The 22939-nt window shown below is 51.9% G+C and carries 24 protein-coding genes, 3 tRNA genes and 7 pseudogenes; 22 read left to right on the top strand and 12 right to left on the bottom strand.

Annotated elements, in window-relative coordinates:
* Positions 1–60 precede the first annotated feature (60 nt).
* Together MN084_RS03585 and MN084_RS03580 are read left to right on the top strand one after the other, a co-directional pair.
* On the top strand, positions 61–2232 hold the full coding sequence (locus MN084_RS03585) for a phage tail protein (protein ID WP_330178317.1): 2172 nt from the start codon (positions 61–63) through the stop codon (positions 2230–2232).
* Between the two features lie 697 nt (positions 2233–2929).
* Entirely contained in the window at positions 2930–3415 is a 486-nt protein-coding gene (locus MN084_RS03580) for a hypothetical protein (protein WP_241084818.1), read from the top strand.
* A gap of 5 nt (positions 3416–3420) precedes the next feature.
* Here MN084_RS03580 and MN084_RS03575 read toward each other — a convergent pair whose 3' ends face one another.
* A complete protein-coding gene (locus MN084_RS03575; protein ID WP_241084819.1) occupies positions 3421–3576 on the bottom strand; it encodes a hypothetical protein in 156 nt (51 codons plus the stop codon).
* Between the two features lie 484 nt (positions 3577–4060).
* On the opposite strand from MN084_RS03575, the pseudogene MN084_RS03570 reads away from it, so the two are divergent.
* The 3 genes and pseudogenes from MN084_RS03570 to MN084_RS03560 form a co-directional block, all read left to right on the top strand.
* Positions 4061–4410, top strand: a pseudogene (locus MN084_RS03570) (transposase); the annotation flags it as partial.
* Between the two features lie 333 nt (positions 4411–4743).
* A complete protein-coding gene (gene csrA / locus MN084_RS03565) occupies positions 4744–4935 on the top strand; it encodes a carbon storage regulator CsrA (RefSeq protein ID WP_241084820.1) in 192 nt (63 codons plus the stop codon).
* Positions 4936–5041: 106 nt separating this feature from the next.
* A pseudogene (locus tag MN084_RS03560) lies at positions 5042–6245 on the top strand (IS256 family transposase).
* A gap of 35 nt (positions 6246–6280) precedes the next feature.
* Here MN084_RS03560 and MN084_RS03555 read toward each other — a convergent pair.
* Positions 6281–6439, bottom strand: a pseudogene (locus MN084_RS03555) (IS1595 family transposase); the annotation flags it as partial.
* Positions 6440–6678: 239 nt separating this feature from the next.
* Here MN084_RS03555 and MN084_RS03550 point away from each other — a divergent pair.
* The 3 genes from MN084_RS03550 to MN084_RS03540 all read left to right on the top strand — a co-directional run bounded on the left by MN084_RS03550 (position 6679) and on the right by MN084_RS03540 (position 7105).
* Positions 6679–6771 (top strand) — tRNA-Ser (locus MN084_RS03550).
* Positions 6772–6892: 121 nt separating this feature from the next.
* Positions 6893–6969 (top strand) — tRNA-Arg (locus tag MN084_RS03545).
* Positions 6970–7028: 59 nt separating this feature from the next.
* Positions 7029–7105 (top strand) — tRNA-Arg (locus tag MN084_RS03540).
* A gap of 130 nt (positions 7106–7235) precedes the next feature.
* On the opposite strand, the gene MN084_RS03535 is transcribed toward MN084_RS03540, so the two are convergent.
* Positions 7236–7589, bottom strand: a complete 354-nt coding sequence (locus MN084_RS03535; RefSeq protein ID WP_445083880.1) for a nucleotidyl transferase AbiEii/AbiGii toxin family protein — start codon at positions 7587–7589, stop codon at positions 7236–7238.
* 145 nt (positions 7590–7734) lie between these two features.
* Entirely contained in the window at positions 7735–8235 is a 501-nt protein-coding gene (locus MN084_RS03530) for a type IV toxin-antitoxin system AbiEi family antitoxin domain-containing protein (RefSeq protein WP_241084821.1), read from the bottom strand.
* A 292-nt stretch (positions 8236–8527) separates the two neighbouring features.
* Here MN084_RS03530 and MN084_RS03525 point away from each other — a divergent pair, with 292 nt between their 5' ends.
* From MN084_RS03525 to MN084_RS03510, 4 genes and pseudogenes are all read left to right on the top strand, one after another.
* A complete protein-coding gene (locus MN084_RS03525) occupies positions 8528–9127 on the top strand; it encodes a restriction endonuclease subunit S (RefSeq protein WP_241084822.1) in 600 nt (199 codons plus the stop codon).
* Positions 9128–9132: 5 nt separating this feature from the next.
* Positions 9133–10657: pseudogene (locus MN084_RS03520) on the top strand (type I restriction-modification system subunit M).
* Complete coding sequence (locus tag MN084_RS03515; protein ID WP_241084823.1) at positions 10647–11009, top strand: hypothetical protein; 363 nt, start codon at positions 10647–10649, stop codon at positions 11007–11009. The pseudogene MN084_RS03520 and the gene MN084_RS03515 overlap by 11 nt, the downstream one beginning before the upstream one ends.
* A gap of 54 nt (positions 11010–11063) precedes the next feature.
* Positions 11064–11195, top strand: a pseudogene (locus tag MN084_RS03510) (IS256 family transposase); the annotation flags it as partial.
* Between the two features lie 54 nt (positions 11196–11249).
* Here MN084_RS03510 and MN084_RS19200 read toward each other — a convergent pair.
* A pseudogene (locus MN084_RS19200) lies at positions 11250–12217 on the bottom strand (IS5 family transposase).
* Between the two features lie 297 nt (positions 12218–12514).
* On the opposite strand from MN084_RS19200, the gene MN084_RS03495 reads away from it, so the two are divergent.
* Positions 12515–13198: a hypothetical protein gene (locus tag MN084_RS03495; protein WP_241084826.1), complete on the top strand. Its 684-nt coding sequence runs from the start codon at positions 12515–12517 to the stop codon at positions 13196–13198.
* On the opposite strand, the gene MN084_RS03490 is transcribed toward MN084_RS03495, so the two are convergent.
* A complete protein-coding gene (locus MN084_RS03490) occupies positions 13195–13980 on the bottom strand; it encodes a sulfite exporter TauE/SafE family protein (RefSeq protein ID WP_241086009.1) in 786 nt (261 codons plus the stop codon). The genes MN084_RS03495 and MN084_RS03490 overlap by 4 nt on opposite strands.
* A gap of 103 nt (positions 13981–14083) precedes the next feature.
* On the opposite strand from MN084_RS03490, the gene MN084_RS03485 reads away from it, so the two are divergent.
* The gene (locus MN084_RS03485) at positions 14084–15037 is read left to right on the top strand and encodes a complex I NDUFA9 subunit family protein (protein WP_241084827.1); all 954 of its coding nucleotides are present in this window, start codon (positions 14084–14086) and stop codon (positions 15035–15037) included.
* 129 nt (positions 15038–15166) lie between these two features.
* Here MN084_RS03485 and MN084_RS03480 read toward each other — a convergent pair whose 3' ends face one another.
* The gene (locus MN084_RS03480; protein ID WP_241084828.1) at positions 15167–15388 is read right to left on the bottom strand and encodes an aminopeptidase; all 222 of its coding nucleotides are present in this window, start codon (positions 15386–15388) and stop codon (positions 15167–15169) included.
* 171 nt (positions 15389–15559) lie between these two features.
* Between MN084_RS03480 and MN084_RS03475 the strand changes: the two genes are divergently transcribed.
* The 8 genes and pseudogenes from MN084_RS03475 to MN084_RS19195 all read left to right on the top strand — a co-directional run bounded on the left by MN084_RS03475 (position 15560) and on the right by MN084_RS19195 (position 20439).
* Positions 15560–16771, top strand: coding sequence for a multifunctional CCA addition/repair protein (locus MN084_RS03475; protein WP_241084829.1), 1212 nt, complete (start codon positions 15560–15562; stop codon positions 16769–16771).
* Positions 16772–16809: 38 nt separating this feature from the next.
* Positions 16810–17784 carry an NAD(+) diphosphatase gene (gene nudC / locus MN084_RS03470; RefSeq protein ID WP_241084830.1) on the top strand — a complete coding sequence of 325 codons (975 nt, stop codon included), beginning with the start codon at positions 16810–16812 and terminating at the stop codon, positions 17782–17784.
* Between the two features lie 57 nt (positions 17785–17841).
* Positions 17842–18539, top strand: a pseudogene (locus tag MN084_RS03465) (FAD-binding protein); the annotation flags it as partial.
* Complete coding sequence (locus MN084_RS03460) at positions 18531–18830, top strand: FAD-binding protein (protein ID WP_277400182.1); 300 nt, start codon at positions 18531–18533, stop codon at positions 18828–18830. The pseudogene MN084_RS03465 and the gene MN084_RS03460, both read left to right, overlap by 9 nt.
* A complete protein-coding gene (locus MN084_RS03455) occupies positions 18815–19333 on the top strand; it encodes a hypothetical protein (protein WP_241084831.1) in 519 nt (172 codons plus the stop codon). Before MN084_RS03460 ends, MN084_RS03455 begins: the two co-directional genes overlap by 16 nt.
* Positions 19327–19518: a heterodisulfide reductase-related iron-sulfur binding cluster gene (locus MN084_RS03450; RefSeq protein ID WP_320416318.1), complete on the top strand. Its 192-nt coding sequence runs from the start codon at positions 19327–19329 to the stop codon at positions 19516–19518. The genes MN084_RS03455 and MN084_RS03450 overlap by 7 nt, the downstream gene beginning before the upstream one ends.
* 51 nt (positions 19519–19569) lie before the next feature.
* Positions 19570–20034 (top strand): heterodisulfide reductase-related iron-sulfur binding cluster, encoded by a 465-nt coding sequence (locus MN084_RS03445; RefSeq protein WP_320416319.1) that lies wholly within the window; start codon positions 19570–19572, stop codon positions 20032–20034.
* A gap of 180 nt (positions 20035–20214) precedes the next feature.
* On the top strand, positions 20215–20439 hold the full coding sequence (locus MN084_RS19195; RefSeq protein WP_241084832.1) for a PAAR domain-containing protein: 225 nt from the start codon (positions 20215–20217) through the stop codon (positions 20437–20439).
* A gap of 46 nt (positions 20440–20485) precedes the next feature.
* Here the strand turns inward: MN084_RS19195 and MN084_RS03440 are convergent, their stop codons facing one another.
* Genes MN084_RS03440 through MN084_RS03420 form a run of 5 tightly spaced genes read right to left on the bottom strand, consistent with a single transcriptional unit; the run spans position 20486 to position 22937 of the window.
* Positions 20486–21433 carry a DNA-methyltransferase gene (locus tag MN084_RS03440; RefSeq protein WP_241084833.1) on the bottom strand — a complete coding sequence of 316 codons (948 nt, stop codon included), beginning with the start codon at positions 21431–21433 and terminating at the stop codon, positions 20486–20488.
* Positions 21393–21593: a Com family DNA-binding transcriptional regulator gene (locus tag MN084_RS03435; RefSeq protein WP_241084834.1), complete on the bottom strand. Its 201-nt coding sequence runs from the start codon at positions 21591–21593 to the stop codon at positions 21393–21395. The genes MN084_RS03440 and MN084_RS03435 overlap by 41 nt, the downstream gene beginning before the upstream one ends.
* A 36-nt stretch (positions 21594–21629) precedes the next feature.
* A complete protein-coding gene (locus tag MN084_RS03430) occupies positions 21630–22055 on the bottom strand; it encodes a hypothetical protein (RefSeq protein ID WP_241084835.1) in 426 nt (141 codons plus the stop codon).
* Between the two features lie 3 nt (positions 22056–22058).
* Positions 22059–22223 carry a hypothetical protein gene (locus MN084_RS03425; protein ID WP_241084836.1) on the bottom strand — a complete coding sequence of 55 codons (165 nt, stop codon included), beginning with the start codon at positions 22221–22223 and terminating at the stop codon, positions 22059–22061.
* Positions 22224–22232: 9 nt separating this feature from the next.
* Positions 22233–22937, bottom strand: coding sequence for a hypothetical protein (locus MN084_RS03420; protein ID WP_241084837.1), 705 nt, complete (start codon positions 22935–22937; stop codon positions 22233–22235).
* Positions 22938–22939 lie beyond the last annotated feature (2 nt).

The raw sequence follows: 22939 nt of genomic DNA, 5'->3' as shown, positions 1-22939 counted from the left end.
TAGAAATACTAGAGCGCACGGGTGATGCCCAGGTTTTGAGATTGTGCCAGAGAGTGCGTGATGGGCGGTAAATCTGGCGGCGGTATTACTGGCTACAAATATTATATCGGTATGCACCTGGCTCTGTGCCACGGCCCGATAGACGAGCTGCAAATGATCACCGTGGGCGAGCGGGAGGCCTGGAGTGGTAACAGCAGCGGCGGGCAAATCTCTATTGATGCGCCAGAATTGTTTGGCGGTGATGATCGCGAGGGCGGTGTATCTGGCGAGGTGGATGTGCTGATGGGGAATCCCTCCCAGGCAAAAAACGACTACCTTCAGGCGCAATATGGCAGTACCGTCCCGGCATATCGTGGCATCGTCTCTCTGATACTGCGTCAGTGCTACATCGGTAATAATCCGTATCTGAAAAACTGGGCGTTCAGACTGAAACGGACCGATACACTCACCACCGGCACCGCGCAATGGTACCCGTCCAGGGCCAACATCAACGATGGTGATCTAAATCCGGCGCATATCGTCCGGGAGTGCCTGACCAACAGCTCCTGGGGTGTGGGGTATCCGGCATCACAGATAGATGATGCAGCGTTTCAATCCGCTGCCGATGCACTTTATACCGAGGCGTTCGGCCTGTCTCTGATGTGGTCGAAACAAGAGCCGCTGGACACATTTATCCAGCGCATCATGGACCATATCGATGGTCGCCTTTATGTTGATCCGGCAACGGGACTGTTCACCCTGACACTGATCCGTGATGATTATGACCCTGCAGCACTGGATCTGTTTGATGAGTCAAACACCCTCACGCTGGACTCGTTTGAGCGCCGAGGCTGGGGCGAGACCGTTAACGAGATCAGCGTGGTCTATCGAGACCGGGACGACAACACCGACAAAACCATCACCGTTCACGATATCGGCAATATCCAGATTCAGGGCGGGGTGGTCACTCAGACCGTGCAATATCCGGGAATATCCAATGCCGACCTGGCCGCCCGGGTCGCACTGCGTGATCTGCGGGCTGCAGCATCACCGCTCAGCCGTTTACGCATCACCGTCAACCGCGCCGGGTGGGATCTGGGGCGCGGTGATCCCTTTAAATTTTCCTGGGCAAAACTGGGCATCAATACAGCGGTGTACCGAGTGATCAACATCGACACCGGTGAGCTGACCGACGGGCGTATTGCGATTGATGCAATAGAGGATGTTTTCGCATTGCCCGACACCAGCTATGTTGCCCCACAACCCTCTGGATGGGTATCGCCCAATAACCCACCGGCCGCCGCCCCCTATCAACAGTTGATGGAGGCCGGATATTGGGATGTGCAGATGAATGTTTCGCCGGCGGATATCGCACAGATGAGTCCAGAGTTCGGTTTCGTCATATCCCAGGCGGTGAGGCCGAGTGAGGACACGTTCAGTTATCAAATTCAGAGCCTCATCAGTGGTTCCGAATATATTTATGTGAGCCAGGGGTTTTGCTGTCCCACCGCCGAATTAGATGAGCACCTGGTCATTGATGCCCTGGTAGACAGGGTGGTGAGTATCAAAAACGGCATCGACCTGGACCAGATTGGGATAGATAGTTTTGCCTATATCGGTGCTGAGTGCGTGGCTATCCGGGGCGTTAACATAGCGGCCGGAACGATCACTATCGATCGCGGCATACTGGACACGGTCCCCGTCGAGCATGCCGATAGTTCACGAATCTGGTTCGCCGATGGCTGGCAGGGGCTTGATCGTACTGAGCGGGTAGATGCTGAGTTTGCCACGCTAAAATTGCTGCCTACTACCACATTGGGTACGCTGGATATCGGCAGCGCTACGGCACTGTACCTCACGCTCGACAATCGTTATCAGCGACCCTATCCGCCGGGCAACATCAAACTCAATGCCACACGATACCCTGTAAGCACCACCGGAGATATAGCGGTCACCTGGAGCCACCGGGACCGAATCCTACAAACCGCGTATCTGGTTAACCAGACCGAGGTCGATATAGGCCCAGAACCTGGGACAACGTATACCGTCAGAATTTACGACACCACAGGGCCGACGCTGATGCACACCGAAAACGGCATGACTGGCACTAGTTGGACCTATACCGAGGTGGCACGCCAAGCAGATTTTGGCGGCGTTGGACCCCATGATTTGCGAATCGAGATCGAATCTGTGCGCGATGAACTAACCAGCCGACAGATGCAGGCATGGGAGTGTACGGCGATGGATAACTGATACTATTTAGATGAATCAGATTACTTCCATCATCAGTCCGCATGGTATCGATCCAGAGAGAGAGTAATAAATGCCTACGAGATCCTCACTGGAAAGGGGTATCGGGCGATTATTTATTAGTTAGCCAAGAGGGTTTTTAACTACCAGTTTCAAGTTACAAATTTAAGTCGGCAAAAATTGCACCTAGCAAAATGAAGCACCACCGAGCGGGGTTGCAGGTCGGTGGTGCGGGGCGAGCTTCCATTCTGGCTTTTGCCATCCTGGCGCGGTACCGGGGTTATTATAGCACTGGGGGAAGTAAATGACTAACCTAAGCGCTTAGTTATCCTGCGCTGACTCGTTAATACCTACTTAATTTCTTCCCAAAATAAAACCGTCAACTCAATTAAATCAAGCACCTACGGGGCCTGTTTCCCAAAATAAAAAAACCATTACTTATTGATTTTGTTGAAAAGTCTAGTGGATTTTTAATCCATTGGTCGGGCGTTCGAGTCGCCCACGGAGTCGCCCACGGCCCACCATATTCTGTAATAACCACAAGGATAGTGGCCACTAACTTAATTTTGATTTACTGACGACATCAGCGTAAACCAACTACTTTAGTGGCCTTTCTCAGATAGTGCCTACGGGTCACAGCACTGTCTGAATGACGCAGATTCTCTGTAGCATCACCGCCATTCTCTTCTAAATCGGTGGCATGCTTTGCCCTCAGATTCTTGAACTGAAATGGCACAAAACCAGCGGCTTTAATTTTCTGTCTTACCCTTTGCCATGCAGTATCGAAAAGGGAATCAATGATCCGTTCCTCTTCCACCACCGCACCGTGGCCCGCCGCCGCTCGCACATCGTAGAGCGGGATCAGGGCATACTCCGCGTCTGGCTCCCGGATTTCATGCCTTTTTCCTGGAAAGCCGGGTTTGGTTCGACCGGCACCACGGTGGAACTTGGTGACAAGCTTGAAGAGTTGGGTGAACGTCTGGATGAAACGGTTGAGAATGCTGGAATCGTAGCAGACGGGGATGCATATACAGCTTTCATTGACGATCAGCCGCGCAAGAGATTTCTAGATAAAATCAGCTATCTATACAACATCTCCAAGTCATTGATTCTCTGCTCGGTATCGCTCATCATTGCGCACCACCCCATGTTTCACTTTTTAAATGTCTCCTCACAACATTCCTGACGATATCAGCGTAAACCGACTGCTTTGGTGGCCTTTCTCAGATAGTGTCGCTTGGTCGATCCACGGTATGAATGCTGGAGATTGTCGGTTGCGTCGCCGCCAGCCTCCTCCAGATCGGTAGCATGCTTGGCGCGAATATCTTTGAACTGGAATGGAATCATGCTAGCCGCCTTCAACTTACCTCTGACTCGCTGCCAAGCAGTGTCCATGGCTTTCAGGCGGTAGTGCTCACCCGGACTTCCGGCTACTGGGAACAGCCAGATAGAATTCTTTGACTCCTCCTCGATAGCTCATCAGTCCAGAGTACCAATGATGGTTTATCCATTTTTGATTCGTCGAGAAATATCCCTTCAGCGTTCAGGTCTCGCCGTGTCATTTTCACTATATCATTACGACGACGCCCTGTGAGGCAAGCCAAGCGGGCCATGAGCACAATTCTCAGAGGTGCTATATTGATGACAGCGTAGTAGTCATCGTCCTGCGGGTAATGGGTTCTGGCCGTGGCTAGCCCTTTGGCTCCAACGTCCTTTGCTGGGTTCGTCAGACAGTATTCATACTCGACGCCCCAGGCAAACAACCGCTTCATGTAAAATAGCTCTTTTTTGGTGCGTGATTTCAATTCCTTCTTGCGGCTATCCCTGTACTTTCGACCTATTTGTGAAGACGTACGAGCCAAAATATCCGAAAGCCACACTCTGCCTGCAAAAAGATCGGGAAGAATTGCTGACGTTTTATGATTTTCCCGCTCAGCACTGGCAATGCCTCAGGACGACAATCCTATTGAATCGACGTTTGCCACCGCCCGCCACAGCACGAAGCGCTCCAAGGGCTGTTTGTCCAGAGATGGTATGCTGCATATGCTGTTCAAACTCAGCCAATATGCTGAGAAAAACTGGCGCAAACTGCGCGGGTTTAATTATTTCGCTAAGGTAATAAAAGGGGTGCTATTTAAAGATGGAGTCGAGATAGATAAATCAGACCAGGCCGCCGCTTGAGAAATGACTGATACACTACTTTTGACAATAACTCATGGGTAGCTGTGTGTATCTGATGGTGCTCCTCTTTCTTGCCGGATAGAGAAAGCTTTGATGCTACCGCAGCTTACCCTCTATTCGTCAAACAGAGTTACACTTACAAGTCGAATCCACGCCTTTAGAAACGGTGGTGGGGCTGGTAAAGTTACACACTACTCTTTCTCCACGGAATTAGTTTGTGGTGCAAGTGCTTGGTTGGCGGCAGTATAACGTTATTCGAGGGCGTTGGAATATGTCTCTTCGTGTGGCGGAGTTCCGCTATTTCAGAATCGAGTTAAACAGGGAGATAGGACGATGTTGATTTTAACTCGCCGTGTAGGAGAAACCCTGATGATCGGAGACGAAGTGACCGTTACGGTTCTTGGTGTCAAAGGTAATCAGGTTCGCATAGGTGTTAATGCACCGCGTGATATAACTGTTCATCGTGAAGAAATTTACGAGCGCATTAAGCGGGAACAGCAAGAGCAGGAAGCGGCAGACGAGTGAGCCGTTCAAACGGGGTCCGTTTGGACCCCGTTTATTAGAGACAGACCTAAATTCTGTGTAACTGCCTATCATTAAAAATCCAAACAAGGGTGAGGGTAGGTAGATGATCGAGAAGAAAGAGCTCCAGGCGATAGCCCAGGCGGCCGCTAAAAACATCAAAACTGAAGAAGATCTCAACGAGTTTCGGCAAATGCTAACCAGGATCACGTTCGAGGCAGCCCTCAACGTTGAACCGGATGATCACCTTGGTTTTGCCAAACATGAACAGTCCGAAGCGAGTAATAGCCGCAACGGCACGACCAGCAAGACCTTGCAAACGGAAGATGGCCAGTTTGAACTGGATACCCCGCGAGATAGAGCGGGCAGCTTTGAACCTCAGCTAGTTAAGAAGCACCAGCGTCGATTTACCTCAATGGATGACAAGATCCTCTTCTTGTATGCCCAAGGTATGACAACCTGCGAAATCGTCACGACATTCAAGGAGATGTATGGGGCCGATGTCTCTGCCACACTCATATCCAAAGTCACTGATGCAGTTATCGAACAGGTTGTTGAATGGCAATCTCGCCCCCTGGATGCGATTTATCCTATTGTTTATCTGGACTGCATTGTCGTTAAAATCCGGCAAGACAAGAAAGTGATCAATAAAGCGATTTATCTCGCTCTGAGCGTCAACCTGGAAGGCCACAAGGAATTATTGGGGATGTGGCTGTCGGAGAATGAGGGTGCCAAATTCTGGCTGAACCTGCTGACAGAGCTTCAAAACCGCGGTGTGAGGGATATTTTGATTGCCTGTGTCGATAGCTTAAAAGACTTTCCTGATGCCATCAACACGGCTTTCCCGAATATCCAGCTCTATAATTGTGCATATGCTACGGAACTCGATGAAGTAGCTACCCTGGAAAGACTACAAGCCTGTGGCGGCTGATTTGAAAAAGAGTTACCAGTCCATCACCGAGGAAGAAGCTTTACCGGCGCTGGATAAATTCTCTGACCGATGGGACAACAAGTATCCCCGGATCAGCCGCTCCTGGCGTGCCCATTGGGAGAACCTGAACACGCTGTTCAACTACCCGGAGGACATACGAAAGGTGATCTACACGACCAACGCCATTGAGTCGCTGAATAGCGTCATTCGCAAAGCGATCAAAAAGCGGAAGTTGTTTCCAACCGATGACTCGGTAAAGAAGGTAATCTATCTGGCAATCCAGGCCGCATCGAAAAAGTGGACAATGCCGATCCGTCATTGGAAACCAGCACTGAATAGATTTATGATTGAGTTCGTAGAACGCTTAGCGGTATATACTTAACCCCGGCTGTTACACAGAAAACTTTACAGGCTCCTTTCCTCCGCTTCTATTTCTCCGTCCAGCAATCCAAAATGCTCACTGTAGTCATAGATAACCTGTCTAGGTCGATGAAAGTAATATCCCGCCGTTGTTTTATTGATGCCAACTAAAGAGTCGTCTGTTCGTGCTGTTGTACCCGCTACAAATAACTCGATTAATCGACTCTGTTTGTTCCTACTTAATCTGCTCTTTCTCTCTTTATCATCCTAAAATAATTTACCTAGAACAGCCCTTTATTCAATTCATTAAAAGAGTACCTAATAGATGAACCCCTTCGGATAAGAATCGGTTTCACCGCAGCCAGCGGCCTGGGAATCTTTGTAGACTGAATAGAGACAAGGCAGAAATAAATGGTGTAGAATGTCGCCTCCTTGGGGCAGCCATAGGAATATCTGGAGAGATGGCCGAGCGGCTGAAGGCGCTCCCCTGCTAAGGGAGTATGGGGTTTATAGCTCCATCGAGGGTTCGAATCCCTCTCTCTCCGCCATATATTATTGTTGAAAGGTGGCGATCGAAGGGTGTTCAGTCCTCTTTTTGCCACAATTAACGGAAATTGGTTATTTATTGACATCAGGGCGATAAATCAGCAGTATTCGCCCTCCAGTATTGCGCCAGTAGCTCAGCTGGATAGAGTACTCGGCTACGAACCGAGCGGTCGGAGGTTCGAATCCTTCCTGGCGCGCCATATATCATAAGGGCCACATCATGATCGAATGTGGCTCTGTTTTTATTACCAAAGTAAATGCGCCTGTAGCTCAATTGGATAGAGTAGTGGCCTTCGAAGCCATTGGTTGCACGTTCGAGTCGTGCCAGGCGCACCATCACGCGAAAGGCCCCATCTGTGAAGATGCTCCTTTTTTTGTGTGAGTGCCAGACCCACTCAACCGATATTGATCTCCTGTAAAAATGATTTTGAGCTTGATTCGCACTATCCAGAACGGCAAGAGAAGACTACAGTTTTTTTAAAACCCTTTTTTCTTGATCGTTTTGACTTGCTAAGGTGCAACGGTCTCGGTTTGAAGGCCAAACTCTTCGAGGCCGCCCTGGAGCCTTTTGAAGATAACCGCTCCATTCAAAGCCGGGGTCGGGTTCCTTCAGGATGAAATCCAGATCCTCGGAGAATCGCGGCAGCTTGTGCAAAATACGCAAACTGGTCCCTCCCTGAAAAGCGGCCACCTCAAAAAATCCCACACGCCACAACGAATACAGCGCGATTTCCTGCAGGATCTCTTTGGCAGCCTGCCCCTCTTCCACCGGGTTGCCGGTTTTGTAGCTCCCCAGCCGCTGTTGGATTATTTCAATCATTGCCTAACTCCCTGGCTAAAGAATCGAGAAACCGGATTACGCGCTTATGCTTGTAAACCAGTTTTAAGGTTCGGATATCGGCCCCCGTTACTTGCCGCAGGTAGTCGTAATCAATACGCAAAATTTTCTCCAGCCACTCCATCCCCTACCATTCGGCTTTTCTAACGCAGACCAGATCCATCAATGCCCGGAATGGCTTGGCCACCAGCATGCTCTGTTCCCCGGATTGTTCGCGATCCACCCGTTCCAGAAAATAACCTGGCTGTGTGGCCATTGGATGAAAGGAAAAGTGTCCGAACGATCTGTGCTCGTACTCGCGAGACTTTCTCTCCGGCGTCACACTGGCGGTGGTATACACGGCTTCGGGAATCCAGCCATGGTGGGCCAGGGCGGTTTCATATGAGACATAGCTTCCGGGAACAAAGGCCTGAGCCAGGACAAAGGGATGGATGGGATAATCCCTAAAGGGCTCTGCCGGCAGATAGCTGCCCCGGCACAAACGCAGCAGCTCTCCGGCCTTGATTGCCCGGTTCACCAAGTGATAGCGGCGCTGTCTGCTACCTTCAATCACCCGCTCAAGCTGGGTATCCGTAAACACACGATTGGCCAGTTCCAGGGCTGTAAGTTGCCTCGTCAGTGTCTGCATGGATAGCATGTATCTATTGAATTCCCTTCGGATCATAAGATTCCAGAAACTCCCATTTTTTGGAGGTTTACACTGCTATCCTGATAAATTAATATTATGAGTAGATGGTCTACTGCATTTTAATAGTTGACATTGCCGGAAGAGTGGCCACAAATACGATCAACCACCATGAAATAGAGTCTCTACTGAATATTTTTTGATGACTTGAAGAGATGGGATACGCAGCAGGAAGTCATCCGCCGCAGATGTTCAGGTCACAGTTAATTTTGAAACGAGGTAAGGAGCGCCAAGGATGGCTCTTATCAAGAAACCGATTATTTATACGCGCAAACCACTAAACACCATTGCCGGCATCCGGGCGGGACATACCTTTCGCGGTAAGATCAATGAAGATCCGGAGGGAAATCTCCCCGTACTGCAAATCAGGGACCTCAAGGACCGGGCGATGCTCACAGCGGATCAGTTGCCGAGAATCCGCTGGCAGGGTGCGAAGGAGGCCGCAACGGTGCAACCCGGGGATATCCTGCTACCCGCCCGTGGCGAGTACTACCGGGCTTCGATCCTACTGGGCGATGAGCCGGTTGTTGCCACCAGTCAGCTATTTGTATTGCGCCTGACCAGTCAACAGATCATGCCGGAATATCTCAACTGGTACTTGAACCAAAGCGTGGCGCAGCACTATTTTCTGATCCATCGTAGCGGCAGCGGAATGCCGATGCTCAACAAACAGAGCCTGGGTGCACTGCCGGTAGCGGTTCCACCCATGGCGACACAGGAAAAAATAGTCTCTGTACAACGTTGCTGGGAACAGGAGCAGCGACTCACCAAACAGCTACTGGCCAATCGCCAGCAAATGCTCAACGGCATTTTTCAACAATTACTGGAACAATAAACACCATGTCAAAAGAGCGCATCGACCAAAAGAAGATTAACAACGCCGTCTGGGCGGCCTGCGATACCTTCCGAGGCACCGTCGACTCCAGCGTCTACAAGGACTACGTCCTGACCATGCTGTTTCTCAAATATCTCTCCGATGTCTAGCAGAACCATTATGACGACTATCAGAAGGCGCACGGAGAGAGCCCGGAGCTTATCGAGGAGCTGCTGAAGAACGAGCGTTTTGTCCTGCCCCGAACCGCCAACTTCTATTGGCTCTACGACAAACGATACGAACCGGGTAACGGCGAACGTATCGACAAGGCCCTGCATGCCATCGAAAATGGCAACAGCAGCAAATTGCGCGACGGTGACAACGGGGTGTTTCAGGATATCTCGTTCAATTCGACCAAGCTGGGCGACGAGGCGCAAAAGAATGAACCTGCGCCCGAGCCGGGTGGGCAAGAGAGATGTCATCGGCGATGCCTACGAGTTTCTGATTGACCGGTTCGCCGCCGGTGCCGGAAAAAAGGCCGGCGAGTTCTATACTCCTGCCGCTGTTTCAGAACTTACCGCTGAGCTGATAGAGCCAAAAAAGGGTGACGACATCTGTGACCCGACCTGTGGTTCGGCCTCTCTGTTGATGAAGTGCGGCCGCCAGATCAAACAGCATTTCAACGGATCGAAGCGATATCAGCTCTATGGTCAGGAGGCCATCGGCAGCACCTGGGCACTGGCCAAGATGAACATGTTTCTCCACGGCGAAGACAACCACATCATCAAATGGGGTGATACCCTGCGCAACCCGCGCCTGCTGGACAGCAACGAAAACCTGCTGCACTTCGACGTGGTGGTGGCCAATCCACCTTTCTCTCTGGACAAGTGGGGTCAGGGAACCGCCGAGGATGACAAATATGACCGCTTCCGCCGCGGCATCCCGCCCAGAACCAAGGGTGACTACGCCTTTATCCTGCACATGATCGAAACCCTGAAGCCGAAAACAGGGCGCATGGGCGTGGTGGTGCCACATGGCGTACTATTCCGGGGTGCCAGCGAGGGCAGAATCCGCAGAAAACTGATTGAAGAAAACTTATTGGATGCCGTTATTGGCCTGCCGGAAAAACTTTTTTATGGCACCGGTATCCCTGCGGCCATACTTATCTTCAGGAAACACAAAAGCAGACCAGGTGCGACCGCCAAGGATAGGGGAAGTGCAGGAGCAAATTCCGTCTTTTTCATCGACGCCAGCCGGGAATATCAGGACGGCAAGAATCAGAACCATCTCACCGAAGCGCATATCGATAAGATTGTCGCCACCTGCAAAGCGCGCCAGAACGTCGATAAATACGCCTATCTTGCCGACCTGGAAGAGATCAGGGAGAACGATTTCAATCTCAATATTCCGCGTTATGTGGATACTTTTGAGGAAGAGGAGGCGATTGATTTAATGGCGGTGCGGGAGGACCGTAAAAAACTGAAAGCGGAACTGGCCGGGCTGGAAAAAGAGATGGATAAGTATCTTGAGGAGTTGGGGTATGGTGCCTGAGGGGTGGGTTGCTTTAAGTGTTGCTGAAGTGTGTGAATCTGTATGTGTTGGTATTGTTATTAAACCGTCGCAATACTACGTGGAATCGTTCATCGGAGTAAAAGCATTCCGATCTGCCAACATTATGGAAGGTAAGATCAAAAACTCTAACTGGGTATATTTATCTCTGGAAGGATACAATGTAAATAAAAAATCTCGTCTCAAAGAAGGTGATGTTCTTATGGTTAGGACTGGATATCCAGGCACAGCATGCGTGGTTGATAAAGAATATGCAGATAGTAACGCGATAGACATAATAATTGCTCGGCCAAATAAGGAGAAAAATTTTCCAGAATATCTGAGACTATCCTGAATTCTGTGTAACTGCCTATCATTAAACCCAAACAAGGGAGAGGATAGGCAGATGATCGACAAGAAAGAGCTCCAGGCGATAGCCCAAGCGGCCGCTAATCACATCAAAACTGAAGAAGATCTCAACGAGTTTCGGCAAATGCTGACCAATATCACGGTCGAGGCAGCACTCAATGCTGAACTGGAGAGCCTAGTGTCTTCACACTGATTCTTCTGGCAACATCCATATCCATACCTCGCTTCATCCGACCAGCCACACCAATCGACGCATGTTGTACGTCAAATTCATCATACCCATCTTCACGCCGACCCTGACTTGCCCGATGCTACGCACCAGTCGATTGGCCTGCTGGGCAAACACGTGCTCAACTCGAGTCCGAACTCTTGATCGTTTTCGGTTTGCCTCTTGCTCCCGTTCATTCAAGGGGAGTTTCCATATCGACTTGCGATGAATATGACTGCGGTAATGTACATCGGCTAAAGCAGACTCCCGCTCTTCACTGCGGTAAGCGGAATCGGCCCAGACACTGCCATTATTGTTGTTCTCATCCTGCAGTTCCTCGAAGACCTGACTATCGTGAACTTCAGCCGATGTGATGGCATACTTGCGAATGACCTTATGCTTCCGGTCTATGCTGATGTGGCTTTTGTACCCATAGTGGGTTTTACCATGCTTCATTGTCCAGTGGGCTTCAACATTCTTCTGGCGGCGTTTGTTATCACCCCATGCCTCGGCTGCCCCCATCTTTAGATTTGCCTATTATCCTCTCGCGTATTACGTTGCCTGGGTACTGGGACGATAGTGGCATCTACAATCTGCCCCTTGCGAGCACTGAAGCTTGCTGCATCAATCTGGATCAACAGCTCTGAAAAGAGTTTATCAACAAGGCCCCGGCCTTTCAGGCACTCACGATATACCCAAACTGTTTTAGCATCGGGTACCTTACCCTCCGGGCTCAACCCAGGAAAACGATAAAAACTATAGCGATCCCGTATTTGGAGCTCTGTTTTATCATCGGACAGATTGAATAAATGCTGTAGGACCAGCACCTGAACATCCGCACTGTGTTTTATGAACTGAGCCCAACAACACCCGAAAACCTCCCAGTCTACGGTCCTTTTCAGCTTTGGCAGCGAGTCTCCCAGCTGCTCAAGGACGTCAAGTCGATCTTGATGATCAAAAAACTCGGTTGCATAGCTTTTATCAATGGTTGGTTGAGTTGATTACTACCTTATCGCTGGTTTTGGAAGGTTTTTAGAGGGTACTTGAAATAAAAAACTTCAATTTTTCAGACTATCATTAAATAACAGCCGGTCAGTAATTATTCCAGGCATCTCACAAGCAATCACCGCTATAATCAGGATAGAATCCACGGTGCAGGAAAGGTAGTGGCTTGGTATTTTGCATTCGCCGGATAGTAATTTTCACCATAAACCGGAACAAATACCACGCCTTCTCAGACCAGACTCACCGAGACTTTCACTCCATTGAGGCCAATACGAATTGTGAAACAGACCTATTTAACCTTGTTGCTCATGCTACTAATGAACGTCTCTATAACAGCAGCAGGCCTTGACTATCCCAACCGCTATAACGGCATGGCTGAATCCATGTTTGACATGATGGATGCCTTCTCTTCCTCTTATAAAAAACGCCTCGGTGGCGATAACCAGGGAAGTGGAAACTGGTCTACGAACTCGATGACAAACCCCATGGCAAACGCGGGCAATATGCCGGGCCTCAATCCATGGAACATGGGCAGTATGCGCGGGGGCATGCCGGCACTTTCGCCCTGGAGCATGCCTGGAAGCATGGGCGGAATGCCTGGCACCTCCCCATGGACTATGCCCGGGGGAATGACTAACAGTCTCCCAGGCAACATGCCATTAAATCAGTGGAACAGGTTCATCCCTTCCGAAAGACAGAACAATTATAAGACGCCGCTGGATGGCAGGTGGCGAGGGCAGACCGGTGAAATACTGGCGATCAACAATGGCCGCTTCCGTATTTATAAACGACGCAATAGATACAAAGAAGGCCAGCTAATCATGCAACAGAACAACCGGTTGGTCCTGCAACATGCCGATACAGGAATCTCCAGTTTCTTTGAATATGCCGAATCAAACGGACAGCTCGTGCTGAAGGGTAAAAATGGTCAGTTGCTACTCTTTAGGCGAATTAATCACTAGTTAATCAGCATTTTTGTGCCAAGAAGCAATAATAACAGGGCAAACCCTCGCTTCAGTATCACGATCGGGAGTGTATGCGCCAACCAGGCACCCAGTGGTGCAAGCAGAAAACTGGCAACAACGATACCGGCCAGTGCCGGCCAATAGATATAACCACTGCTTCCAACGGGCAGCGCGGTCTCATTCCAGCCAACCACCAAAAAGCCGATTGCCCCGGCTATTGCGATGGGCAGCCCACAGGCCGCAGACGTTGCAACGGCATTTCGCATATTGACGTTACACCAACTGAGAAAAGGGACAGTAAGCGAACCACCGCCGATTCCCACGACAGCCGAAATCGCACCAATAACCACACCCGCCAAAACCATTCCCGCTCGGTCTGGCACCTCGCGGTGTGGTGACGGTTTTGCGCCTATAGCCATTTGAATACCGACTAAAATCGCAAACACACCAAACACCCGCTGCAGCCAAAGTGTTGGCAGAAAATCGGCTATCACCGCCCCTATCCAGGCACCCAGCATAATGCCAGGTGCCAACTGCAGAACAGGTGCCCAGAGAACAGCCCCGCGACTATGATGCGCACGAATGGATGATAGGGAGGTGACGATAATCGTTGCCAGTGACGTCCCAACGGCAAGATGCACGACGATCGTCGGATCAAATCCGTTACCGCGAAAAATCCATATCAGTGTCGGGACAATAACCAATCCACCACCTACGCCAAGCAAACCGGCAAGCACACCGGCCAAACTGCCAATCATAAGATAGATGGCAAAGTCCATTAGTTCAAACAATGAGAAACTCCCGTGTGTTTGTGCGATTATCAGGGTCGGCTTCAATCAAAATCACTATTCCCTGAAAACCCTTGATGAAAGGAAATCTGACTTGAAGAGTAGCAAAGTATGCATCCTCGGAGGAACCGGTTTTGTCGGACGGCATCTGGCCACACGTCTCGCCGCCAATGGAATTGAATCTGTTATTCCGACTCGTCACCCACAACGGCATTCGTGTTTGCGAACCATTGAAGGGGTACGACTGACAAAGTCGAACCCATTCGATCCGGATCAACTCCAGCAACTCTTCAATGGCTGCGATGCAGTCATCAATCTCATTGGGATACTGAACGAATCCAAGGGCAACCGAAGTTTTCAACACCTTCATGTCACCCTGGGAAACCATGTCGTGGAGGCGTGCAAAAAAGTAGGTATAAACAGACTCCTGCACATGAGCGCCCTGAATGCGAGCGAGTCGAACGGCCCGAGTCAGTATCTGAAAACCAAAGGTAAAGCGGAGAACCGTACTCACACGCTGGGGCAACCGCAGATCCGCGTCACCAGTTTTCGTCCAAGTGTGATATTCGGCCATGACGACAGCTTCTTTAACCGCTTCGCTTCGCTGCTCCAGTCCATCCCCGGCCCCTTTCCACTGGCCTGCCCCGCCGCTCGCTTCGCACCGGTCTATGTGGGTGATGTAGTGCAGGCATTTGCACTGTCATTGGATGACAAGGTCACATGGGGAAAACATTATGAGCTTTGCGGTCCGCGGACATTCTCCTTACGGGAGCTGGTCCAATACACCGCTGATACCCTGGAGCTTAATAAACGCGTGATTGGATTGAGCGATGGCTTTTCCCGGCTTCAGGCACGGGCCTTAGGCTTGTTCCCTGGCAAGCCCTTCTCTTATGACAACTATCTCTCCCTGCAGGTTGACAGCGTATGCAGTAATAATGGTCTGGGCGAACTGGGCATTGAGCCAACCGATATAGATACCATCGTGCCATTTTATCTGGCAGGAAAATCCGAGCGAAACCGTTATCTACAACTGCGGCAGTTGACTTAGCTCCCTTTTTTGATCGTCTCCAACAGCCTCTCAATTTTTGCATGGCGCTGTCTCTCTGGCAGCGCCCCAAGACGTTCACAGGCAAGATAGAAAGCGGTCATATCACCCCCAGCCTGTTGCAGCAACCGTTTAAAAAAAGGGACCCATTGAAAACTCAGGCGTCGCCACAACGCTCCAGACCACAGCGTCCCGTTCCAGATCAGCGTAACTCCGATAACTCGCATTATCCGGCAGCTTCAGTTGCTCTGATGCGAACGCTCGCATCTCACTCACCCGTTGCAGCCGCTGTCTCAACCTGTCTGGCGTGGCCGAATCATCCAGCAATTGATCGATGGGACGACTTCGCCCCATCAGATCAAGATGACCACCAATAGATTGGGCGTAATAACCGACCGTGCTGCAACCACTCAAAGGAGAGCACAACCAATAACAGAGAGGGACGATAATCCATCATGAAAAGGTACCGGATATTCAATAAACAACAATAGTTTTATCTCATCTTTTCAGGTTAGCATCATACAGATGAAAACTTATCTGGTAGGCGGTGCAGTAAGAGACCGGCTCCTGGGCCTGCCGGTCCATGAACGGGACTGGCTGGTCACCGGCGCCTCAGCCCAGGATCTGCTGGATCTTGGCTATCGCCAGGTTGGCCGGGAATTTCCGGTTTTCCTGCATCCTGAAACCTCAGAAGAATATGCACTGCCAAGATACAACCCACTTCCGGCAGATGAGCAGGCGCAGATTGAGACAGACCTGACACATCGGGACCTGACCATTAATGCCATGGCAATAGACCCAGATGGCGAACTGATTGACCCTTTATCCGGTCAGCGAGACCTGGAACAGCGCCTGCTGCGCCACACCCCCTCTTTTTCTGAAGACCCTATAAGAATCTTACGCCTGGCACGGTTTGCCGCACGCTATGCCGACCGGGGATTTCGCATCGCTGATGAGACTGTTGCACTGATTCAACAGATGGTTGCCGATGATCGCCTGAAATCTCTTATACCGGAACGCGTCTGGTCAGAACTATCCCGCGCTCTTGATGGGCCGAATCCGAGGCGTTTCTTTGAAGCCCTCCGAGATTGCCATGCCCTGAAATGCATACTGCCGGAACTGGACAGACTGTTTGGCGTGCCTCAGCCTGAAGTCCACCACCCTGAAATCGACACCGGCCTGCATACCCTGATGGTACTGGACCAGGCCTGCCTGTTGAGCAGTGATCCCGAGGTACGCTTTGCCGCTTTATTGCATGATATCGGCAAAGGTACTACACCTCCGGAAAAATGGCCCCGCCACATCGGCCATGAGAAGCGCAGCGCAAAGCTGGTCAAGGCGATCTGCCAGCGGTTGCGTATTCCCAACCGTTTTCGTGACCTCGCCCGGTTGGTCGCCGAAAACCATACAAACTGCCACAAGGCACCGGAGCTTAAGCCAGGAACCCTGCTTAAGATACTTATAGCGCTGGGCGCACTAAAACGCCCGGAACGTCTGGAACAGTTTCTGCTGGCTTGTAAAGCCGATTCAGCAGGACGCGAAGGATTCGAACATCAACCCTATCCACAAGCTGATTTTTTTCGTGCCACCTGTAAAGCTGCGACTGCGGTTGATGCTGCATCACTGGCCCGGCAAACCGAAGATAAATCAAAGCTTCCAGCCATGATTACACGACAGAGGGTAAGAGCTATTGCAGAGATGAAATTAAACTGGCCAGATTTTCAGACAGGCAAATAGTTTATGGCGCGTGTAGAAACACAACAGACAGGATAACCATGGCAGAAAATCATTTAAGTTATGCCGGTGGACACCTCAACCGGGCCAGCGGATTACGCAAAGATCCCAACTGGGTGGCCGACCAGCTCACCCGTGGTGATGCGCTGATAGTGCCTGTCTGGCGCAATTGCAATCTGGTGTCCGACTCGAAGCATACCGCCCCCTATCCCAAAGCGGTTCTCTGCACCATCTCATCCGCAGACAGAATTCTGGAGGCAGCTTCCAATACGGTCTTTCTCGGGCTGGATGGCGAGAGGCCACTGTTTGCAGTGGATCTATCCGACCATGACGAAATTCAAGCCGCTAGCCTGGCAGAAGAGCACAGATTCACCGATCTGCGTCATTTAGGGCTTTTAATGGAGGCGCAGGAGGCGACACTGCTGGCCTATGCCAGAGAGATGCTCTATTGGCACAGACACAACCGGTTTTGCGGAAAATGCGGTAGTGCCACCACCAGCCAAAATGGAGGTCATGCCTTACGCTGCAGCAATAGTGCCTGCAACAAAGAGACCTACCCCCGCACCGATCCTGCCGTAATTATGATCGTCGAGCATCTGCCGTCCAATGGAGAGCCTCCCCTCTGCTTGCTTGGGCGTCAAAAAGAGTGGCCCAAAGGTATCTATTCGACACTGGCGGGTTATGTCGATCCGGGCGAAAGCCTGGAAGAAGCCGTTGCCAGAGAAGTTTATGAAGAGGCGGGAATACCGGTAAAGAACGTGGTTTATCTGGCATCTCAACCCTGGCCCTTCCCCTCGTCAATCATGTTAGGCTTCTCTGCTCAGGCGGAGTCTACAATCATAACGCTTGACCAGGATGAGCTTGAGGATGCCCGCTGGTTCACGGTGGAAGAGATCCGGAATTTTACCCCGCGGGGTGATGGGAAAGGTAAATTTCATCTGCCGAGAAAAGACTCTATTGCATACTTTCTTGTTAAATCCTGGCTAGCACGTTTTCAAACCAGGAGAAACGAATAGAGCACGGAAAAGCGACCGTAACAAAGGCGCCGGTAACAAGTGGAGATAAATAACAATATGAGTGGCAACAATCCGCCTGATCCCGCAGCTAAAGCCAGCCTTGTTTTCGCCCTGAAACAGCTCCTTCCCAGCGATCGGGTGATCCATGAAACAGAAGCGCTTCGTCCCTATGAGTGCGACGGCCTCCCCGCCTACCGCCAAATGCCCCTGGTGGCGGTACTGCCGGACAGCGTGGAGCAGGTACAGCAGATAATGCAGCTCTGTCACAAACGGAAAATACCGGTGGTGGCACGATGCACTGCCACGAGTCTCTCCGGCGGCGCACTGCCGCTGGCCGACAGAGTATTGCTGAGCCTGGCAAAATTCAACAAGATTCTCGATATCGACACCGCCAACCGCACCGCTCTGGTCCAGCCCGGTGTACGTAATTTAGCGATCTCTTAGGTGGTGGCAGCTGATGGCCTCTACTACGCCCCGACCCCTCCTCACAGATTGCCTGCACCATCGGCGGCAATGTAGCGGAGAATGCCGGTGGCGTACACTGTCTGAAGTACGGTCTCACCGTACATAATATCCTGCAACTCAAAATGGTGACCGCAGAAGGCGAACTGCTCACCATCGGCAGTCAGGCCCTGGACTCCCCCGGCTATGACCTGCTGGCGCTGATGACCGGCTCTGAAGGAATGCTGGGGATCGTTGTGGAGATTCTGGTAAAGCTGCTTCCCAGTCCGGAGCGAGCTCAGGTGATGCTGGCCGGTGGAGAAAGCGGCAGTGAGCTTTCCATCGCACCCCATAGCGGCATTATCAGTTACCAGCCAAAAGAGCTGGTATTGACGGCCCGTGCCGAAACCACGCTTAAGATCATAGAGTCGGCCCTGTCGGAACAGAGCCAGATGCTTCCTTTCGAGCCGCCCCATTTTGGTGACAGCGCCACCCTGGGCGGCACCATTGCCTGCGGCTTTTCAGGCCCCCGGCACCGCTTTGGCGGCGAAGTGATAAAAAATGTCGCCGGCTATGACGTGTCGAGATTTTGGATATCAGCCTAAAGATACTGCCCGTCCCGGCAGCAGAGATCACCCTCTCCATGGAGTGCTCACAGGAACAAGCCATTGCAACGATGAACCGCTGGGCAGGCACACCCCTGCCGCTCTCTGCGGCCTGTTGTGACGGCAACCAACTCCACTTTCGGCTCTCAGGTACGCCCAAAGGCGTGGCGGCCGAAAAGAGAAAGACAGGTGGTGACGTTATAGAGAATAGTGTCGGTTATTGGGAAAGCATCCGCGAGCAGAGCCACCCGTTCTTCTCAGCGGAAGAACTACTCTGGCGACTCTCCCTGCCCCCGGGTACAGCACCAATATCAATCCCCGGCAGACAGCTCGTCGAGTGTGGCGTAGCCCAACGCTGGCTAATCAGTAATGCAGCGCCAGAGACCATTTGGGATATCGCCCGGCAGGCTGATGGCCAGGCGACACTGTTTCGCAATGGCGATCGCGCGAGTCAGCGCTTCCAGCCACCACCCGGGCCACATCCCATCCACGCACCATGCTGATACTGGAGGGCTGCGCCCAATCCAGCGCCACACCAAATACCAATGCCGCCTCCGCCCGGGTGCTGGACCGGCTGGGCATCTCTCTTATCAGTTCGCCAAAACAGGGCTGTTGCGGAGCGGTCAGCCACCATCTCTCCGCCCACAGCGAGGGGTTGGATCATATGCGGCGGAATATCGCCGCCTAGTGGCGGGGTATCGAAGCAGGAGCAGAGACAATCCTCACCTCCGCCAGCGGGGTGAAAGAGTATGGAAAGCGGCTAAAAAATGACTCGGATTACGCAACAAAGGCCGAACGGGTCTCATCCCTGGCAAAGGACCTTTCAGAGATTCTGACCGCTGAAGACCTGACACCGCTGAAGGTTGACAGCCGGGAGATTAAAGTCGCCTTTCAATCCCCCCGCACCCTGCAACACGGACAACAGCTGAATGGGGTTGTCGAATCGATTCTTGGAAAACTGGGGTTCAACTTCACCGGAGTGACAGACCCCCATCTCTGCTGTGGATCGGCAGGCACCTACTCGACACTCCAACCCAATCTATCCGGCCGTCTGCTGGACAACAAACTGGAGTCATTGCAGCAAGGCAAGCCGGATGTCATTGCCACCGCCAATATCGGCTGCCAACTGTACCTGGATACCAAGTCGGAGATGCCTGTAAAGCATTGGATAGAGCTGGTTGATGAAGCGATGGGACAGCCGTGACGAGAGCACCCTCCATGAGCAGAATTTACCTGAACAAAATTCAAAACCCCTTAAAAACAGCTAGACATTAAAGTACGAGACTTTTATTCTTTTTTCTCACCCTGAAAGACGCGCTGTCCGGGCAAGCGACACGGGGCACAAGCCCCAGTCCGGCAGGTCAATTGATAAAGGAGAATCACCATGCCAAAAGTAACCCGTAAAGGCGATACCGGCTCTGGTCACGGCTGCTTTCCCTCAAGCAGCGCGATAGAAGGGAGTTCCAATGTTTTCATCAACGGCCAGCCTGTCGTCAGGGTGGGCGATGCCTTCGCCGCTCATGGCTGCGCCGTCTGCCCCCCCCCACGGCCGCGTGGTGGCGGCGGGGTCTGCCACCGTATTTGTAGCGCGCCGTTCATTTTGCGATAGACCCCCAGTCAATTAGCGATAAGCATTATTTTATCTCAAAGTGATTTTAAAGCCTGCTAGTCAAACATTCAGTCAGCCGATCCACGGCATGGTTAAATTCAGTCTCGCTCATCTCACTACCGATAAACTTGCGGTCTAATTGGTGAGCTGCAATGGCAGTGGTTGCGCTACCTGCAAAACCGTCGAGCACCAATGCGCCGGGTTTACTGCTAGTCTCTACTATGTGGCGCATTAGAGCTACCGGCTTCTCACAAGAGTGCTTGCCCGGGTAAGACTGAACAGATGGAAAATCCCACACATCAGTGAACAGTACATGCTTGGTAACGGCGAAGAAACGGCCCCTCCGGCGAGGTCCTACCCTGATTGCCATATATTCGGAGCGTAGTTGCCGCCAGGGCTTCAGTTTAGGGGCAATTCGCCTGAGAGTATCATAGTGCTTTTCAGCGGGGAGGCTGAACTGTGACCGGCTAGTCCAGTGACCACTCATTTGTGTATCTGTAGCCAAATTTATCTGTTTATTCGTAATCCCTGCTTCTTTGAGGGTATCGACCAGATGGCTACGAATTGGTTCGTAGTGAAATGGTTGTCGCTTCCGGCTTTCCGCAAATATGATGCGCTCGGTTTGGGAACAATACTTCGTTAGAGATTCCTTGTTGAGTCCCAGATGCCGCCCGCGGGGCTTCCGCCAAACGATATGGTTCAGCACCCGGAAATGTGTGTCCACCAATATCTCAGTCTCGGAGGCGAGATACGGCCCACAGAATATATAGAGGCTACCAGTGGGTTTCAGCACTCGCTGATATTCCGCCAGAACCTGATCCAGCCAGTGGGAAAATTCCCCTTTGTTCTTCCATTGTCTGTCCCAGCTATCAGTTCTCACCTTGTAGTAGGGAGGGTCGGTGGCTATCAGGTCAATTGAATCGTTGGATATGGTTTTCAGTAACGCCAGGCAGTCAGTCTTGATCAGCTTGATATTGTTGTGATTGAACTCCATAAATTGCGCCTTTGCTGCTGACGCTCATGGCGTTCTCGCTGGGGGTTCCTTGACCCTCTATATGGTTAAGTGTCCGACATCGAGGACACTGAATTTGTAATTTTTTTACGTCACCTTTCGCTAATAATTTATTGCAATGACCACATCTGATATTTGTCACTGTGAGCCTCGGTTCACTTCAGGAAGGGGTGCCTTTCTAATCTGGCCAGACCATCGTCGGCAGTTCGGCGATCAACTCCTCGGCAGTCGGCACGGTCCGGTTGCTGGCCTGTGCATCGGTTTGTACCTGGAACGCATACGCCCAACACGCGTCCATCCACTGTCCATATGCGGCTGCCTCCGACTGCCACGCGTTGGGATATCCTGAGCGAGCGACACAGGTCCAGCGGTTGTCCCAGCGTCGTCCCTGGGCGATGGCATCCATGTAGGATTCGATTACACGTTCCATTGCCGCGATGGTTTCAGCCTCGGGGGGAAGAATCACAGGCTCCTCAGTCAGTGTCTCGATAGGCGGCTCGATACCCAGATCAGTGATCTTATGACGCGAGCCATCGGGTAACCAGTAGATGGTACCCCGATGATCTGGCACGAGCGTCCATACGCCATTAATGTAGATGTCCACCTCTCACTCAGCCGCCCCAATAGGGGCATCAGCCGCAGCGTGAGCGGGAGGGCGCATATAGATCGTCTGTCCAGCCAGTTTGGTCTCCAGCGGGTCGAGTGAGGCGGTAACCGGCCCTAGGTACTCGCCGGTTTCGTGGTGGTAACTGTGGTAGATAGGTGCCGACATGATGTGCTTCTAGTATTTAATGCAGTGCATGATTGCGACGTTGCGGGGCCGGGTTTCGGCACCGCCCGTAGCAGCGGTCAGTTTATCATTATTATCACTGGTCGCCTGTAGAGTGTTCTGTGTAGTGTTGGTACCGGCTTGCATCGTATCTACACTAGTACGCTGATAAATGGCGTGATCATGACTTATCAGCTGATCGGACTGCAACGACCCCAGCGCCCGCCCGCCATCAAGTCCGCGCCCATGATCCCAGCCCCGTAGAAACTCGCTGCGCAGGTCCGGTGTCCGGAATGTCGTGGCACCATCCCCATTGCTGAACATGCCGTATTCGCCTGCCTGCCAGGCGGCCTCGGGTACGATCAGCCCCTCAGCCGCCGCGTGGTTGTAGAGATTCGCGTAAGTTGTGCGGAGCAGCTCTACGCCGGCGGTCTCGATATACCCCATTGGAGCCGAGGCGTAATAGCCGGATATCACCGTGCCGGTTGGTACGCCGGGCGACTCCCCCGCCGCAATAGCCATCGCGATTACCGCCCCAAGCTGGGTAAGGTTCCCGCTATCCGCCTCGCCGCCCAGGGCAGTGATGGCGTTGACGATCTCCCGCATGGGGTGCTCGATGGCTGCTGCGGGCGGGATGCTGCCCTCGGTGCCGGTGTTGGGGTTGCCGTCAATGTATGGGGCATCGGCGGCACCTCCAACGGGTGGTATATAGTCCATGG

This window comes from Candidatus Vondammii sp. HM_W22 (genome assembly GCF_022530855.2).
Classification (GTDB): domain Bacteria; phylum Pseudomonadota; class Gammaproteobacteria; order Chromatiales; family Chromatiaceae; genus Vondammii.
This window is presented reverse-complemented; position numbering and strand designations above follow the sequence as displayed.